Below are 13,958 nucleotides of genomic sequence, written 5' to 3'. Positions count from 1 at the left end.
GGGAAGCGGGAAGGGCGGTCAGTGGGCTTGCATGAGCAGTATTTTTGGCAATGGCAGGAGTGGCGGCAGCAGCATCGCGAACATGCGCAATACCCACCCATCGTCCTCGCGTTCGCGAGGACGATGTAGTTAACTATTTCGATGTAGCGCCTTATTTCGATGCGAGCAATTATTTATTTGCGATTTGTACAGTGCGCATATCAAACACTGCTCAAACACGCATCCGGTGCGCTGCCGCCACCATGTTCGCCAGGGCCGTTTCCGTCTCCGCCCACCCGCGCGTTTTCAGCCCGCAATCGGGATTGACCCACAGCTGCGCCTTCGGTATCACCAGCGCCGCCTTGCGCAGCAGCCGCTCCATCTCGTCCACCCCCGGCACGCGTGGCGAATGAATGTCGTACACCCCCGGCCCGATCTCGTTCGGATACTGAAACTTGCCGAACCCGTCGAGCAATTCCATGTCCGAGCGGCTCGTTTCGATCGTGATCACGTCGGCGTCGAGCTCTGCGATCTGCGGCAAAATGTCGTTGAACTCGGCGTAGCACATATGGGTGTGGATCTGCGTCGCGTCGCGCGCAATGCTCGCCGTGATGCGAAACGCGCGCGTGGCCCACGCCAGGTACTCGTCCCAGCGCGCGCGCCGCAGCGGCAAACCCTCGCGCAGCGCCGGCTCGTCGATCTGGATGATGCCGATGCCGGCGCGCTCCAGGTCCCCCACCTCGGCGCGCATGGCCAGCGCGATCTGCAGCGCCGTCAGCGAGCGCGGCTGGTCGTCGCGCACGAACGACCATTGCAGGATCGTCACCGGCCCGGTCAGCATGCCCTTGACCGGCTTGTGCGTCACGCTTTGCGCATGTACGGTCCAGGCCACCGTCATCGGCCCCGGGCGCGCCACATCGCCAAAAATGACTGGTGGCTTGACGCAGCGCGATCCGTACGACTGCACCCAGCCAAAGCGGGTAAAGGCAAAGCCGTCCAGCTGCTCGCCGAAATACTCGACCATGTCGTTGCGCTCGGCCTCGCCGTGCACCAGCACATCGAGCCCCAGCGCTTCCTGGCGCTTGACGGCGTCGCTGATTTCGGCGCGCATCGCGCTGTCGTAATCGACGGCGCTGACCGTGCCGCCCTTCCAGCCGGCGCGCGCGGCGCGAATTGCCGCTGTCTGCGGGAACGAGCCAATGGTGGTCGTCGGAAAATCAGGCAGGCGCAGGCGCGCGCGCTGCACCGCCTGGCGCTGCGCAAAGGGCGAACGGCGGCGGTCGGCGTCAAGCCCGAGCGTGCCGAGCGCCTGCGCAACAGCATCGCTGTGGACGCGTTTGCTGCGCGCGCGGCTGGCGAGCGCTTCACGGGCGGCGCTCAAGGCTGTGGCCGCATCGGCGCCGTCGCCCGTCAGCGCCGCCTTCAGCGCGGCCAGTTCCTGCAGCTTTTCGTCGGCAAACGCCATCCACGACAGCAGCTCGGCGTCCAGATCGCTCTCGCCCGCCAGGCTGAACGGCACGTGCAGCAGCGAACACGACGGCGCGAGCCACAGTTGACCGCCGCGGCGCTCAAGCAGCGGCTGCAGCACGCTGATGGCCTGGTCCAGGTCGGTGCGCCAGATATTGCGCCCATCCACAATGCCAACCGACAGTATTTTGGGCACCGGCAACCAGTCGCACACGCTGACCAGCTCGTGGCGCGCGCGCACGCCGTCGACATGCAGGCCGGCCACCGGCAGGCGGCACGCCAGGCTCAGGTTTTCTTCCAATGGCGAAAAATACGTCGCCAGCATCAACTGCGCGCCGGACTGGCTCAGTTGCCAGTAGCACGGCTCAAAGGCGTTGCGCCAGCTGGCGGGCAAGTCCAGGCCCAGGATCGGCTCGTCGAGCTGCACCCAGTCGGCGCCCGCGTTTTTCAGTTGCGAGAGCAGCGCGCAGTAGGCGGGCAGCAGCTTGCCCAGCAGGTCGAGCCGGTCGCAGGCGCCATCCTTGGCCTTGCCCAGCCATAAGAAGGTCAGCGGCCCGATCAGCGCCACCTTGACCGCGTGGCCGAGGGCCCGCGCTTCGGCGACTTCGGCCAGCAGGCGCCGGGCGTCCAGCGTAAAGGTCGTGGCGCCGGAAAACTCGGGCACCAGGTAGTGATAATTGGTGTCGAACCATTTCGTCATGTCCAGCGCGTGGCCGCTGTGGGCGCGGCCGCAGCAATCCGAATCATGCTCGCGAGCGCCGCGCGCCATGGCAAAGTAACGCTCCAGGGCGGTGTCGCCGCCGTCAAAGCCAAAGCGCTCTGGCTCGCAGCCGAACAGCTGGATATGATTGGCCACTTGGTCGTAGAACGCAAAGTCACCCACGGTGACCAGCGCGAGGCCGGCTGCCGCCTGCTGCTGCCAGTGGCGCTGGCGCAGCAGGCGGCCCGTTTCTTCCAGTGCAGCGGCGTCGCTGGCGCCGCGCCAGAACGATTCGAGCGCTGTTTTCAGTTCGCGGCGCGCGCCGATGCGGGGAAAGCCGAGTGTGTGGGTGTGGATGGTAGGCATGGTGTCATTGGCATGTAGTTATCAATGACTAAAGTGTGGTGCAAACGGGCGTATAATCAAAACGAAAGTTTTTGTGCGTCACCATGAAAAGGATTAATACACCCGCATGCTTGAGCTTCGCCATCTCCGTACCTTGAGTGCCTTGCAGTCAGCCGGCAGCCTGGTGCGCGCCGCCCAGTTGCTGAACTTGACGCAGTCGGCGCTGTCGCATCAGATCAAGCTGATGGAAGAGCGCTACGGCGCCCCGCTGTTTGAGCGCAAATCCGTGCCGATCGCCTTTACCGCCACCGGCGCGCGCCTGCTGGCGCTGGCCGGCACCGTGCTGCCCGCAGTTGAGCAGGCCGAACGCGACGTGGCGCGCCTGTCGCAGGGCGACCAGGGCCAGTTGCGCGTGGCGCTGGAGTGCCACACCTGCTTTGACTGGCTGATGCCGGTGATGGATGCCTTCCGCCAGCGCTGGCCCGAGGTCGAGATCGACCTGGTGTCCGGCTTCCATAGCGACCCGGTCGAGTTGCTGCGCTCCGGCGAGGCCGACCTGGTCATCGGTTCGGCCTGTGGCCCCGGATTCACTGTATTCCCCTTGTTCCGCTTTGAAATCCTGGTGTTGCTGGCGCAAAAGCACCGCCTGGCCGCGCAGCGCCGCCTGGAGGCTGCCGACCTGGAAGGCGAAACCGTCATCACTTACCCGGTTCCTGAGGAGCGCATCGACCTGATCCGCGAAGTGCTGCGTCCAGCGGGCGTGCGCTTCGAGCGCCGCACGGCCGAACTGACGGTGGCCATTTTGCAGTTGGTAGCGAGCCGGCGCGGGGTGGCGGCGCTGCCCAACTGGGCCATCAAGAATTACGTCGACTACGATTACGTGCTGGCCAAGCCGATCGGCGCCAATGGCCTGTGGAGCGACGCTTTTGTTTCCGTGCCGCCCGCCCTGGCGTCCAAAGCCTTTGTTGCCGACTTCGTCAGCGTGATCCGCGAACAATGCGCGCGCACGCTCGACGGCATTCAATTGCTCAGTTAGGGGTTTCGCGCAAGCACTTTGCGCAATAAGCACGATCGTTCTTGAATGAATATGCTGATAAGATTGATTTTGATCAAACGTAGGGCGTGCGCTGAAACCTAATATAGCGGACTTTGTTGCGCGAGTTGGCGTCTAAGTCTGGTAGTCCGATAGAGGAACACATGTTTTCAGCAGCAGACATCACCCCGTTTTTCCCCCGGCCACCGTCGCAATCCGGCGCTGGCCTGAGGCGAGCGACCATGGCCCGGCCGACCCCGGATTGCCTGGCAACGCGAAATTGCAGCACCCAGGCAGTGCCGACGCAGTAACTTATTGTGTATGGCCGCCCGCCGCCCGTCCGGGCAGCAGGCGGCACAATTGAAACCACGCTGGCCCTGGCGGCCGGCACATCGGAGATTCACATGGAAGACGTCGTAATCGTGGCCGCTGGCCGTACCGCAGTTGGTAAATTTGGCGGTGCACTGGCAAAAATCCCTGCTGCCGAACTGGGCGCCCACGTCATCAAGCATTTGCTGGCAAAAATCGGCCTGGACGGCGCCAGCGTCAATGAAGTCATCATGGGCCAGGTGCTCACCGCCGGCGCCGGCCAGAACCCTGCGCGCCAGGCCGTCATCAAGGCGGGCTTGCCGGACATGGTTCCCGCCTTCACCGTCGGCAAGGTGTGCGGCAGCGGCCTGAAGGCCACCCACCTGGCCGCCCAGGCCATCAAGTGCGGCGACGCCGACATCATCATCGCCGGCGGCCAGGAAAACATGAGCGCCTCGCCGCACGTGCTGCCAGGTTCGCGCGACGGTTTCCGCATGGGCGAAGCCAAGCTGGTCGACACCATGATCGTCGACGGCCTGTGGGACGTCTACAACCAGTACCACATGGGCATCACGGCTGAAAACGTCGCGAAAAAATACGATGTGTCGCGCGCCGCGCAAGATGAATTCGCGCTGCAGTCGCAGCTCAAGGCCGAGGCCGCGCAAAAGGCTGGCAAATTCAAGGATGAAATCATTCCTCTGGAAATTCCGTCCAAAAAAGGCGCCATCGTCTTCGATACCGACGAGTATCCAAAGCATGGCAGCACGCTCGAGTCGCTCGCATCGCTGCGCCCGGCGTTCAACAAGGACGGCAGCGTCACGGCCGGCAACGCGTCGGGCTTGAACGACGGCGCCGCCGCCGTCATCATGATGTCCGCCTCCAAGGCCAAGGAACTGGGTTTGACGCCGCTGGCGCGCATCAAGGCGTACTCGTCGGCCGGGCTGGACCCGACCATCATGGGCATGGGCCCCGTGTCGGCCACCAAGCTGTGCCTGCAAAAGGCTGGCTGGAAGCACGAAGACGTGGACCTGATGGAAATTAACGAAGCGTTCGCCGCGCAAGCCATTGCCGTCAACAAGGAAATGGGCTGGGATACCAGCAAGATCAACGTCAACGGCGGCGCCATTGCGCTGGGCCACCCGATCGGCGCATCCGGCGCGCGCGTGCTAGTCACGCTGCTGCACGAAATGATTCGCCGCGATGCCAAGCGCGGGCTGGCCAGCCTGTGCATCGGCGGCGGCATGGGCGTGGCGCTGGCAGTCGAGCGCGATTGAACAAGCAACTTAGTGTAAAACTACAAGTAGTTTTGGTTGGCAATTGGTAGAAAACAACAGGAGAAGACAATGGCTAGAGTTGCATTAGTAACCGGCGGTATGGGCGGTTTGGGTGAAGCTGTCTGCATCAAGCTCGCGGCGCTGGGCTACAGGGTCGTGACGACCTACTCCCCTGGCAACACGAAGGTGGACAGCTGGCTGGCCACGACCAAGGACATGGGCTTCGACTTCAAGGCCTATGAGTGCGATGTGGCCGACTACGATTCGGCGCAGGCGTGCATCGCCAAGATCCAGGACGAAGTCGGCCTGGTCGACGTGCTGGTCAACAACGCCGGCATCACGCGCGACATGACGTTCAAAAAAATGGACAAGCCGAACTGGGACCTGGTCATGGCGACCAACCTCGATTCCGTGTTTAACATGACCAAGCCGGTATGCGATGGCATGGTTGAGCGCGGCTGGGGCCGGATCATCAATATTTCGTCGGTCAACGGGCAGAAGGGCGCCTTCGGCCAGACCAACTATTCCGCGGCCAAGGCCGGCATGCACGGCTTCACCAAGGCGCTGGCGCTGGAAGTGGCGCGCAAAGGCGTGACCGTCAACACCATTTCGCCAGGCTACATCGGCACCAAGATGGTCATGGAGATTCCGAAGGAAGTGTTGGACAGCAAGATCATCCCGCAAATTCCGATGGCGCGTTTGGGCAAGCCGGAAGAAGTTGCTGGTCTGGTCGCGTACTTGTCGTCCGATGAAGCCGCTTTCGTCACTGGCGCCAACATCGCCATCAACGGCGGGCAGCACATGTCGTAAATGGTCGATGGAATACGCGCGTATTCCATCATTCCACGTAGGGCGGAAAAGCTCCGGGCTCTGAGTTCCCCTCGCATTCCGCCATGCATGCGTCAACGCGACGCGAACATGGCGGAATGCGAGGGGAACTCAGAGCCCGGAGCTTTTCCGCCCTACGATTTCACGCCCTACTGTTCTATTCATCGGAGACCTGTTCTTGAACCTGATTTTTCGCACTGCGTCGGCGGCCGACATCCCCGCCATGTCGGCAATCCGCCTCGCCGTCACCGAAAACCGCCTCTCCGATCCATCGCGCATCACCCCGGCCATGTACCACGACTACCTCGACCGGCTCGGCAAGAGCTGGGTCTGCGAAGCTGACGGCGTCATCGCCGGCTTTGCCGCCGCCGACAAGACCGACGGCTCCATCTGGGCGCTGTTCGTCAGCCCCGGGCACGAAGGCCACGGCATCGGCAAGCGCCTGCTAGCGCTGATGGCCGATTACCTGTTTGTCCTCGGCCACGATAGAGCCGTCCTCACCACCAGCGCCGACACGCGCGCCGATACGTTTTACGCGTCACAGGGATGGGAACGTGGGAAAATGAAGAACGACGTCGACGTCCACTATTCTCTTTCCAAGCCGCGGGAGCCTTCCCATGTTCACCCTGCCTAAAGGCGGCCTTGCCCTCGCCGCCCTCGACGAACAATTGCTCCAGCCTGGCGTGAAAGGCTTGCCCATCACCGAGCCGCTGCGCCAGGGTGCGATCGGCGTGCAAGGCTGGAACATCCTGCGCGCCGACACCAGCTTCCCGGTCGCCGTCCTCAAGACATCTGCCCTGCGCCACAACCTCGACTGGATGCGCGAGTTTTGCGCCCGCTACGGCGTCATGCTTGCCCCGCACGGCAAAACTACAATGTGCCCGCAGCTGTTCGGCGCCCAGCTTGCCAACGGCGCCTGGGGCATGACGCTGGCCACCACCACCCAGGTGCTGCTGGCGCACCGCTTTGGCGTGCGCCGCGTGCTGCTGGCCAACCAGCTGGTGGCCAGGGCCGACATCGACAGCGTGCTGCGCCTGCTGCGCGAGGACCCCGATTTCGAGTGCTTTGCGCTGGCCGATTCGCCCGCCGGCGTGCAGCGCCTGGCAGCGGCCGTGGCCGCCCATCCGCTGCCAAGGCCGCTGTCGCTGCTGGTCGAAATGGGCATCGCCGGCAAGCGCGCCGGCTGCCGCAGCATGGACGACGCGATGGCCGTGGCGCGCGCGATCGCCGCCGCGCCGGGCCTGCAACTGGCCGGCATCGAGGGCTACGAAGGCTTGCTGGTTTCGCGTGAGCGCCGCGCCGACGTGCTGGCGGTCGACGCCTTTGTGGCGCAGCTGGTGGCGCTGCTGCGCGAGGCCGACAACGAACGTTTGTTCGGCGGCGACGCCATTGTGCTCTCGGCCGGCGGCTCGGCCTACTTCGACCTGGTCGCGCGCGGCTTTGCCGGCGTGCAGGGCGCTTCGCTGCCCGTCACGCCCATATTGCGCAGCGGCTGCTACCTGACCAGCGACCACGGTTCCTACCAGCGCCTGCTGGCTGAACTGGGCGAGCGCGAAGCGCTGGCCGATGGCCTGCAAGGCGCGCTGGAAGTGTGGAGCATGGTGCAGTCGCGCCCCGAACCGACGCTGGCCATTCTCACCATGGGCAAGCGCGACGCCTCGTATGATGTGGAGCTGCCCATCGGGCTGGTGTCGCACCGGCCCGGGCCCGGCCTGCCGCAAGCGCTGCCGGCCGGCTGCGCCATCGTCAAGATGAACGACCAGCACGCGTACCTGCAGCTCAGCGCCGGCCACGCCATCTGCGACACGCTGGCCGTGGGCGACCTGGTCGGCTGCGGCATTTCGCACCCGTGCACCACCTTCGACAAGTGGCCGCTGCTGCTCGCCGTCGACGACACCTACAACGTGCGCTATGGCGTGAACACCTTCTTTTAGTACGCTACAATTTGCGTCTGCCACCCTGTGAAAGAGTCCATGTCCGCCACCTTGCCCGCCCTGTTCGCGCCCATCGCACCGCTACGGCATGGCATGCTCGAGGTGGACGACGTGCATACCCTCTACTGGGAAGAAGTGGGCAACCCGGCCGGCATTCCGGTCGTGTTCCTGCATGGCGGGCCGGGCGCCGGGCTGTCGCCGCAGCACCGCCGCTTTTTCGATCCGCAACACTACCGCGTGATTTTGTTCGACCAGCGCGGCGCCGGCAAGTCCACGCCGCTGGGCGAGTGGCGCAACAACACCACCCAGCTACTGGTGCAAGACATTGAAACGCTGCGCGTCAAGTTCGGCGTCGAGCAGTGGCTGGTGTTCGGCGGCTCGTGGGGTTCGACGCTGGCGCTGGCTTACGGCCAGGCCCATCCCGAGCGCTGCCTGGGCTTCATCCTGCGCGGGATCTTCCTGTGCACCGCCGCTGAAATCGACTGGTTCCTGCACGGCGTGCGCTGGTTCTACCCGGAGCTGTACGACGAATTCGTGGCGCCCATTCCCGAAGCCGAGCGCGGCGACCTGCTCAAGGCCTACACCAGCCGCATGCTGTGCCACGACCCGGCCGTCTACTGGCCCGCCGCGCGCGCCTGGAGCCGCTTCGAGGGCCGCCGCGTGTTCCTGCTGCCCCAGCCCGAAGAATTGGCGTCCGACACGCTCGATCTGGGCGTGGGCCGGCTCGAATCGCACTACATGGCCAACCTTGCCTTCCTCGAAGAAGACCAACTGGTGCGCGACGTGGGCCGTATCGCGCACCTGCCGGCGGTGATCGTGCAGGGCCGCTACGACGTGATCTGCCCGCCGCTGTCGGCGTATCGGCTGCACCAGGCCTGGCCCGGCTCGCGGCTGAACATGATTGCCGACGCCGGCCATGGCGCGCTTGAAAAGGGCATTTCGGGCGCGCTGGTGGCGGCCACCGAGCAGTTCAGGCGCGGCCGCGCATTTGACTAACAAACCGCTTGCGGTGCGCCCTGATACACTAACGCCCTCATTGTTCAAACAGAGCCGCAGGCATTACCATGAATATCCAGATTAGCGATATCGGCCACGTGATCCAGCTGGCCATCGCTCCCGTTTTTTTGCTCACCGGCGTGTGCACCATGCTGATGGTACTGACCAACCGTCTGGCGCGCATCATCGACCGTACCCGCACGCTCGAAGACCGGCTCGACATCGCCTACCATGAAGCCTACATGGGGGAGCTGGACGTCCTCTACAGGCGCTGGCACCTGATCAACTTCGCCATTGCGCTGTCGACCGCTTGCGGGCTGGTGATCTGCCTTGTCATTGCGCTGCTGTTTTTGGGCGACACCACCAACCTGCCGCTGGACCGCTACATCGCGGCCCTGTTCGTGGGTGGCATGATCACGCTGATCGGCAGCTTTGTGTACCTGCTGCGCGAAATTTTCGTCGCCTCCAAGACCCAGCGTTCGCGCCGCCACGTGCGCGCCGCCAACTGAAAAAGACCGAGTACCTTATGCACGACTACAAACGACCACCCACACTGCACCGCTACGCGCCGCGCGCCGAACTCGAACTTGCGCTCACGGCCGGGCAGTTCCGCCTGGTCCCGACCAACAACTGCCTGACGCTGTCGTTCTCGCAGGTGTGGGACAAGGCGCTGTTCGATCTGCTCGCGCCGGCCGACTGCTGCCTGGTCATCCACAACAGCGAAGAATTCGGCGAGCGGCTGCACCGCGCGGTGCAGCGCACGCTTCCAAGCTGGGCGGGAATCGATGGCGCGGTCGAATACGGCGTGCGCGCCGCGCTCGGCGCCGCCTTCACCAAGACCAGCGCCGAAGCGCATGAGCAGGAGTGGCAGTTCGCCTGGCGCGCCATGGCGCCGCAAATGAGCCTCAATCCGGTCACGGTCAAGATCGGCAGCATCGAGAGCTTTGCAGAACTGCGCGAGCGCGACTTTTACGCCGCTTGAGCTTATTCCGGCGCCTGGTCGAGCCGCTCGAGTACTGCCTTCATCATGCGCTCGATGTCGCGCCGGATGATGTTTGAGCCGAGCATGCCGGGAACGTAAAACTTGGGCACCATCTTGCCCGTGTAGGCCACGCGCGTGCCGCCATCCGGCAGCGCGGTCAACTCCCAGCGGCAGGAATAAACTTTCATGTCGCCCGTCACCAGGCTGATGTCGATCGCCGACATCGGTTCCTCGGTCGCCTGCACCACCAGGTGAATCGGGCGCGTGAGGAACAGGAAGCGCGCCACCCCCGCCTGTTCGATAATGGCCCGGTTGCCGGTGCGCGACATCACCTTGTTCTTTTTCAGGTCGGGCACAAACTCCGGCATGGATTCGTAATCGGTAAGCACCTTCCAGACGTGCGCGGGAGAGGTTTTTACCGTGCCGCTGGCGGCCACCTCGAACACTTGCTCGCCCGCCGCGTCCACGCGCGTGACGAGGACCTCGGGCAGCACCGGCTGCGCCATGGCCGGCATGGCGAGGACGAACAGCAGGCAGAGAAGGGTACGAGTCAGCATGGCCTCAGACTACGGTAAAGGCCGCACGCTGACAAGCGCGTGGCGCAGCAAGCGTGCGCGCCCTGTTGTGACCTTATTGACATGCTTGTCATGAAGGTCACGCCGGCTGCCAGAGGCGGCAATAAATTAGAACCCTGTGTCTACAGAAGTAGGTTTTAATGCTGGATCGTCGATTCAACCTATAACTACAATGACCACACAAGCCTACCCCCACTTGCTCGCTCCCCTCGACCTGGGTTTTACCACCTTGCGCAATCGCGTCATCATGGGATCGATGCACACGGGCCTGGAAGACCGCTTCTTCAATTACGGCAAACTGGCCGAGTTCTATCGCGAGCGGGCCAAGGGCGGCGTGGGACTGATCGTCACCGGCGGCATCTCGCCCAACCGCCAGGGCTGGCTGCTGCCCTTCGGCGGCACGCTCAACTTCATCGGCGACGTCTATAACCATCGCCGCGTCACCAAGGCCGTGCACGAAGAAGGCGGCAAGATCCTGATGCAGATTTTGCACTCCGGCCGCTACGGCTACCAGCCGTTCGTGGTGTCGGCCTCCGGCGTCAAGTCGCCGATCTCCAAGTTCAAGCCGAAGGCGCTCACCGAAGCGGGCATCGAAACGACCATCAAGGATTACGCACGCTGCGCCAAGCTGGCAAAGATGGCCGGCTACGACGGCATTGAAGTGATGGGCAGCGAAGGCTACCTGCTCAACCAGTTCCTGTGCGGACGCACCAACCTGCGCCAGGATCGCTGGGGTGGCTCGATCGAGAACCGCATGCGCCTGCCGGTCGAAATCATCAAGCGGATCCGCAAGGCGGTGGGCAATGACTTCATCATCATGTACCGCCATTCGCTGCTCGATCTGGTCGAAGGCGGCAACACCTGGGAAGAAGTGGTCACGGTGGCGCATGCGCTCGAGCAGGCCGGCGTCACCATCCTCAATACCGGCATCGGCTGGCATGAGGCGCGCGTGCCAACCATTGTCACCTCGGTTCCGCGCGCGGCCTTTGCCAGCGTGGCGGGGCGCCTGCGGCGCGAAGTGAAAATTCCGGTAGTCGCCTCCAACCGCATCAACATGCCGTATGAAGCGAACGACATCATCGAACGCGGCGACGCCGACATGGTATCGATGGCGCGCCCCTTCCTGGCCGATGCCAATTTCGTCATCAAGGCCGCGCAAGGCCGCGCCGACGAAATCAACACCTGCATCGGCTGCAACCAGGCCTGCCTGGACCACACTTTTTCAAACAAGCGCGCCAGCTGCCTGGTCAACCCGCGCGCCTGCCACGAAACGGAGCTGGTGTACGCCAAGGCGGCCCGTGCGCGCAAGGTGGCCGTGGTCGGCGCCGGGCCTGCCGGCCTGTCGGCCGCCACCGTGGCGGCCGAATGCGGGCACCAGGTCACGCTGTTCGACTCGAGCGACAGCGTGGGCGGGCAGTTCAAAATCGCCATGCAAATCCCGGGCAAGGAGGAATTTAGCGAAACGATCCGCTACTTCAGCCGCAAGCTGGAGCTGACCGGGGTCGACGTTCGCCTGGGCCGGCGCGTCACGCGCGAAGAGCTGCTGGCCGGCGGGTATGACGACGTGATCGTCGCCACCGGCATCAAGGTGCGCATGCCGCCGATCGCGGGCATCGGGCATCCCAAGGTGCTGTCGTATATCGACGTGCTGCAAAAGAAGGTCGCGGTCGGCAAGCGCGTGGCCATCATCGGGGCCGGCGGGATCGGTTTTGACGTGGGCGAATACCTGCTGCACAATCCCGCCCACCCGCTGCCGGTGCCGGTGGCCGAATGGTGCGGCGAGTGGGGCGTGGACCTGAACGCCACCACCAGCGGCGGCCTGGTCAAGGCTGTGGATGCGGAACCTGTGCGCCAGATTTTCCTCATGCAGCGCAAGGCCAGCAAGCTGGGAGCGGGCCTGGGCAAGACATCGGGCTGGGTGCACCGCGCCACGCTCAATCGCAATGGCGTGGTAATGATGGCCGGGGTCACGTACGACAAGATTGATGACCAGGGCATCCATGTGACGGTGGGCGGCGAGGCGCGCCTGATCGTCGTCGACCATGTCGTCATCTGCGCCGGCCAGGACAGCCTGACCGAACTGATGCCGCCGGAAGGCACCACCGGCGGGCCGCGCTTTCACAAGATCGGCGGCGCCGCGCTGGCGGCCGAACTGGACGCCAAGCGCGCCATCAAGGAAGGTGCGCAGCTGGCGGTGAGCTTGTAGATTGCGCTGGGGGCACGAGAACGATGTAACTCGGCTGCCTGGCTTTACCCGCGGTTTTTTCGGGACTGGGCGTAGGTCGGATTGCGCTTACGCTTATCCGACCTACGCTCCTCACGACTTGCAGGCGCCTCACCAACCCAATTTACTTCTTGCGTACCACAACGCAGCCAATCGAATACCCCGCCCCGAACGAGCAGATTACCCCGTGCGCGCCGGCCGGCATGTCGTCCTGGTACTTGTGAAAGGCGATGATGGATCCGGCCGACGAGGTGTTGGCATAGGTATCGAGAATCACCGGTGCCTCGGACGGCGCGGCGTCGCGCCCGAGCAGCATGCGCGTGATCAGCAAATTCATGTTCAGGTTGGCCTGGTGCAGCCAGTAGCGCGACACCTGCTCGATCTGCAGTCCGGCCTTGGTGACCGTGTCGCGAATCATCTCGGCGGCCATCGGACACACTTCCTTGAACACCTTGCGGCCCTGCTGGCGAAACAGCTTGTCCGGCTTGCCCACGCCCGCTTCGTCGAAACGGTTCATGAAGCCGAAGTTGTTGCGGATATTGTTGGAAAATTTGGTCTTGAGCTTCGATTCGAGGATCTCGAACTGGTGCGCGCTGGTGGCCGTGTCGGCCGCCTCGATGACGATCGCGGTGCAGGCGTCGCCAAAAATGAAGTGGCTGTCGCGGTCGCGAAAGTTCAAGTGGCCGCTGGTGATCTCGGGATTGAGCACCAGCACCGCGCGCGCCTGCCCGCTTTGCACCGCCGCCATCGCGGTCTGGATGCCGAAGGTGGCCGAGGAACAGGCCACGTTCATGTCAAAGCCGTAGCCGTCGATGCCCAGCGCGTCCTGCACTTCGACCGCCATGGCCGGGTAGGCGCGCTGCAGGTTGCTGCAGGCAACGAGCACCATGTCGATGTCGGCCGCCGTGCGGCCGGCCCGTGCCAGCGCTTCGCGCGCCGCCGCCACGCACATTTCAGCCTGCAGCGACAAGACCTCGTCGCCCCGCTCTGCAATGCGCGCCGTCATGCGGGCCGGGTCCAGGATGCCGCTCTTTTCCATCACGTAGCGCGACTTGATGCCCGACGCTTTTTCAATGAAGCCGGCGCTCGAGCCTTCGATCGCGGCCAGTTCTCCGGCCGCGATGGCCACCGCATTGTCGGCATTATAGTGTTCGGCGTAAGCGTTAAAGGCGACGACCAATTCTTCGTTCGAGATCGAATCGGCTGGCGTGAAAAGGCCAGTGCCACTAATGACGACTTGTTTCATAGCAAACTTTCAAATGGGATAAAGCCGGGCTGCCCCGGCACACCTGATTCTACACAATGGCGGGGG

At 63.8% G+C, this 13,958-nt stretch carries 12 protein-coding genes; 9 read left to right on the top strand and 3 right to left on the bottom strand.

Annotated elements, in window-relative coordinates:
* Positions 1 to 211: 211 nt before the first annotated feature.
* Positions 212 to 2,512 carry a 5-methyltetrahydropteroyltriglutamate--homocysteine S-methyltransferase gene (gene metE / locus ACP7D4_RS02755; RefSeq protein WP_426207706.1) on the bottom strand — a complete coding sequence of 767 codons (2,301 nt, stop codon included), beginning with the start codon at positions 2,510 to 2,512 and terminating at the stop codon, positions 212 to 214.
* Between the two features lie 106 nt (positions 2,513 to 2,618).
* On the opposite strand from metE, the gene ACP7D4_RS02750 reads away from it, so the two are divergent.
* The 8 genes from ACP7D4_RS02750 to ACP7D4_RS02715 all read left to right on the top strand — a co-directional run bounded on the left by ACP7D4_RS02750 (position 2,619) and on the right by ACP7D4_RS02715 (position 9,847).
* Positions 2,619 to 3,527, top strand: a complete 909-nt coding sequence (locus ACP7D4_RS02750; protein ID WP_426106561.1) for a LysR substrate-binding domain-containing protein — start codon at positions 2,619 to 2,621, stop codon at positions 3,525 to 3,527.
* 401 nt (positions 3,528 to 3,928) lie between these two features.
* The gene (locus ACP7D4_RS02745) at positions 3,929 to 5,107 is read left to right on the top strand and encodes an acetyl-CoA C-acetyltransferase (protein ID WP_426207705.1); all 1,179 of its coding nucleotides are present in this window, start codon (positions 3,929 to 3,931) and stop codon (positions 5,105 to 5,107) included.
* Positions 5,108 to 5,176: 69 nt separating this feature from the next.
* Positions 5,177 to 5,917, top strand: coding sequence for an acetoacetyl-CoA reductase (gene phbB / locus ACP7D4_RS02740; protein ID WP_426106565.1), 741 nt, complete (start codon positions 5,177 to 5,179; stop codon positions 5,915 to 5,917).
* Between the two features lie 196 nt (positions 5,918 to 6,113).
* Positions 6,114 to 6,569 (top strand): GNAT family N-acetyltransferase, encoded by a 456-nt coding sequence (locus ACP7D4_RS02735; protein ID WP_426106566.1) that lies wholly within the window; start codon positions 6,114 to 6,116, stop codon positions 6,567 to 6,569.
* Entirely contained in the window at positions 6,553 to 7,869 is a 1,317-nt protein-coding gene (locus ACP7D4_RS02730) for an amino acid deaminase (protein ID WP_426106567.1), read from the top strand. Before ACP7D4_RS02735 ends, ACP7D4_RS02730 begins: the two co-directional genes overlap by 17 nt.
* 39 nt (positions 7,870 to 7,908) lie before the next feature.
* On the top strand, positions 7,909 to 8,865 hold the full coding sequence (gene pip / locus ACP7D4_RS02725) for a prolyl aminopeptidase (protein ID WP_426106568.1): 957 nt from the start codon (positions 7,909 to 7,911) through the stop codon (positions 8,863 to 8,865).
* Positions 8,866 to 8,933: 68 nt separating this feature from the next.
* Positions 8,934 to 9,374, top strand: a complete 441-nt coding sequence (locus tag ACP7D4_RS02720; protein ID WP_426106569.1) for a DUF2721 domain-containing protein — start codon at positions 8,934 to 8,936, stop codon at positions 9,372 to 9,374.
* A 17-nt stretch (positions 9,375 to 9,391) separates the two neighbouring features.
* On the top strand, positions 9,392 to 9,847 hold the full coding sequence (locus ACP7D4_RS02715; protein WP_426106571.1) for a hypothetical protein: 456 nt from the start codon (positions 9,392 to 9,394) through the stop codon (positions 9,845 to 9,847).
* Between the two features lie 2 nt (positions 9,848 to 9,849).
* Here ACP7D4_RS02715 and ACP7D4_RS02710 read toward each other — a convergent pair whose 3' ends face one another.
* The gene (locus tag ACP7D4_RS02710) at positions 9,850 to 10,404 is read right to left on the bottom strand and encodes an SRPBCC family protein (RefSeq protein ID WP_426207704.1); all 555 of its coding nucleotides are present in this window, start codon (positions 10,402 to 10,404) and stop codon (positions 9,850 to 9,852) included.
* 190 nt (positions 10,405 to 10,594) lie between these two features.
* On the opposite strand from ACP7D4_RS02710, the gene ACP7D4_RS02705 reads away from it, so the two are divergent.
* Complete coding sequence (locus ACP7D4_RS02705) at positions 10,595 to 12,628, top strand: FAD-dependent oxidoreductase (RefSeq protein WP_426106574.1); 2,034 nt, start codon at positions 10,595 to 10,597, stop codon at positions 12,626 to 12,628.
* 142 nt (positions 12,629 to 12,770) lie between these two features.
* Here the strand turns inward: ACP7D4_RS02705 and ACP7D4_RS02700 are convergent, their stop codons facing one another.
* Complete coding sequence (locus ACP7D4_RS02700) at positions 12,771 to 13,892, bottom strand: beta-ketoacyl-ACP synthase III (protein ID WP_426106575.1); 1,122 nt, start codon at positions 13,890 to 13,892, stop codon at positions 12,771 to 12,773.
* Positions 13,893 to 13,958: the final 66 nt, after the last annotated feature.

Origin of the sequence: Massilia sp. TWP1-3-3, assembly GCF_049897805.1 — a bacterium.
In the GTDB taxonomy this organism is placed as follows: Bacteria; Pseudomonadota; Gammaproteobacteria; order Burkholderiales; family Burkholderiaceae_D; genus Telluria_A.
The sequence above is the reverse complement of the archived record's forward strand: the minus strand, read 5'-3'. Positions and strand labels throughout refer to the sequence as shown.

What these genes read in the sequence shown, in the direction of transcription:
- metE (WP_426207706.1), bottom strand. Translation starts at nt 2,512, where the DNA reads ATGCCTACCATCCACACCCACACACTCGGCTTTCCCCGCATCGGCGCG.
- ACP7D4_RS02750 (WP_426106561.1), top strand. Translation starts at nt 2,619, where the DNA reads ATGCTTGAGCTTCGCCATCTCCGTACCTTGAGTGCCTTGCAGTCAGCC.
- ACP7D4_RS02745 (WP_426207705.1), top strand. Translation starts at nt 3,929, where the DNA reads ATGGAAGACGTCGTAATCGTGGCCGCTGGCCGTACCGCAGTTGGTAAA.
- phbB (WP_426106565.1), top strand. Translation starts at nt 5,177, where the DNA reads ATGGCTAGAGTTGCATTAGTAACCGGCGGTATGGGCGGTTTGGGTGAA.
- ACP7D4_RS02730 (WP_426106567.1), top strand. Translation starts at nt 6,553, where the DNA reads ATGTTCACCCTGCCTAAAGGCGGCCTTGCCCTCGCCGCCCTCGACGAA.
- pip (WP_426106568.1), top strand. Translation starts at nt 7,909, where the DNA reads ATGTCCGCCACCTTGCCCGCCCTGTTCGCGCCCATCGCACCGCTACGG.
- ACP7D4_RS02720 (WP_426106569.1), top strand. Translation starts at nt 8,934, where the DNA reads ATGAATATCCAGATTAGCGATATCGGCCACGTGATCCAGCTGGCCATC.
- ACP7D4_RS02715 (WP_426106571.1), top strand. Translation starts at nt 9,392, where the DNA reads ATGCACGACTACAAACGACCACCCACACTGCACCGCTACGCGCCGCGC.
- ACP7D4_RS02710 (WP_426207704.1), bottom strand. Translation starts at nt 10,404, where the DNA reads ATGCTGACTCGTACCCTTCTCTGCCTGCTGTTCGTCCTCGCCATGCCG.
- ACP7D4_RS02705 (WP_426106574.1), top strand. Translation starts at nt 10,595, where the DNA reads ATGACCACACAAGCCTACCCCCACTTGCTCGCTCCCCTCGACCTGGGT.
- ACP7D4_RS02700 (WP_426106575.1), bottom strand. Translation starts at nt 13,892, where the DNA reads ATGAAACAAGTCGTCATTAGTGGCACTGGCCTTTTCACGCCAGCCGAT.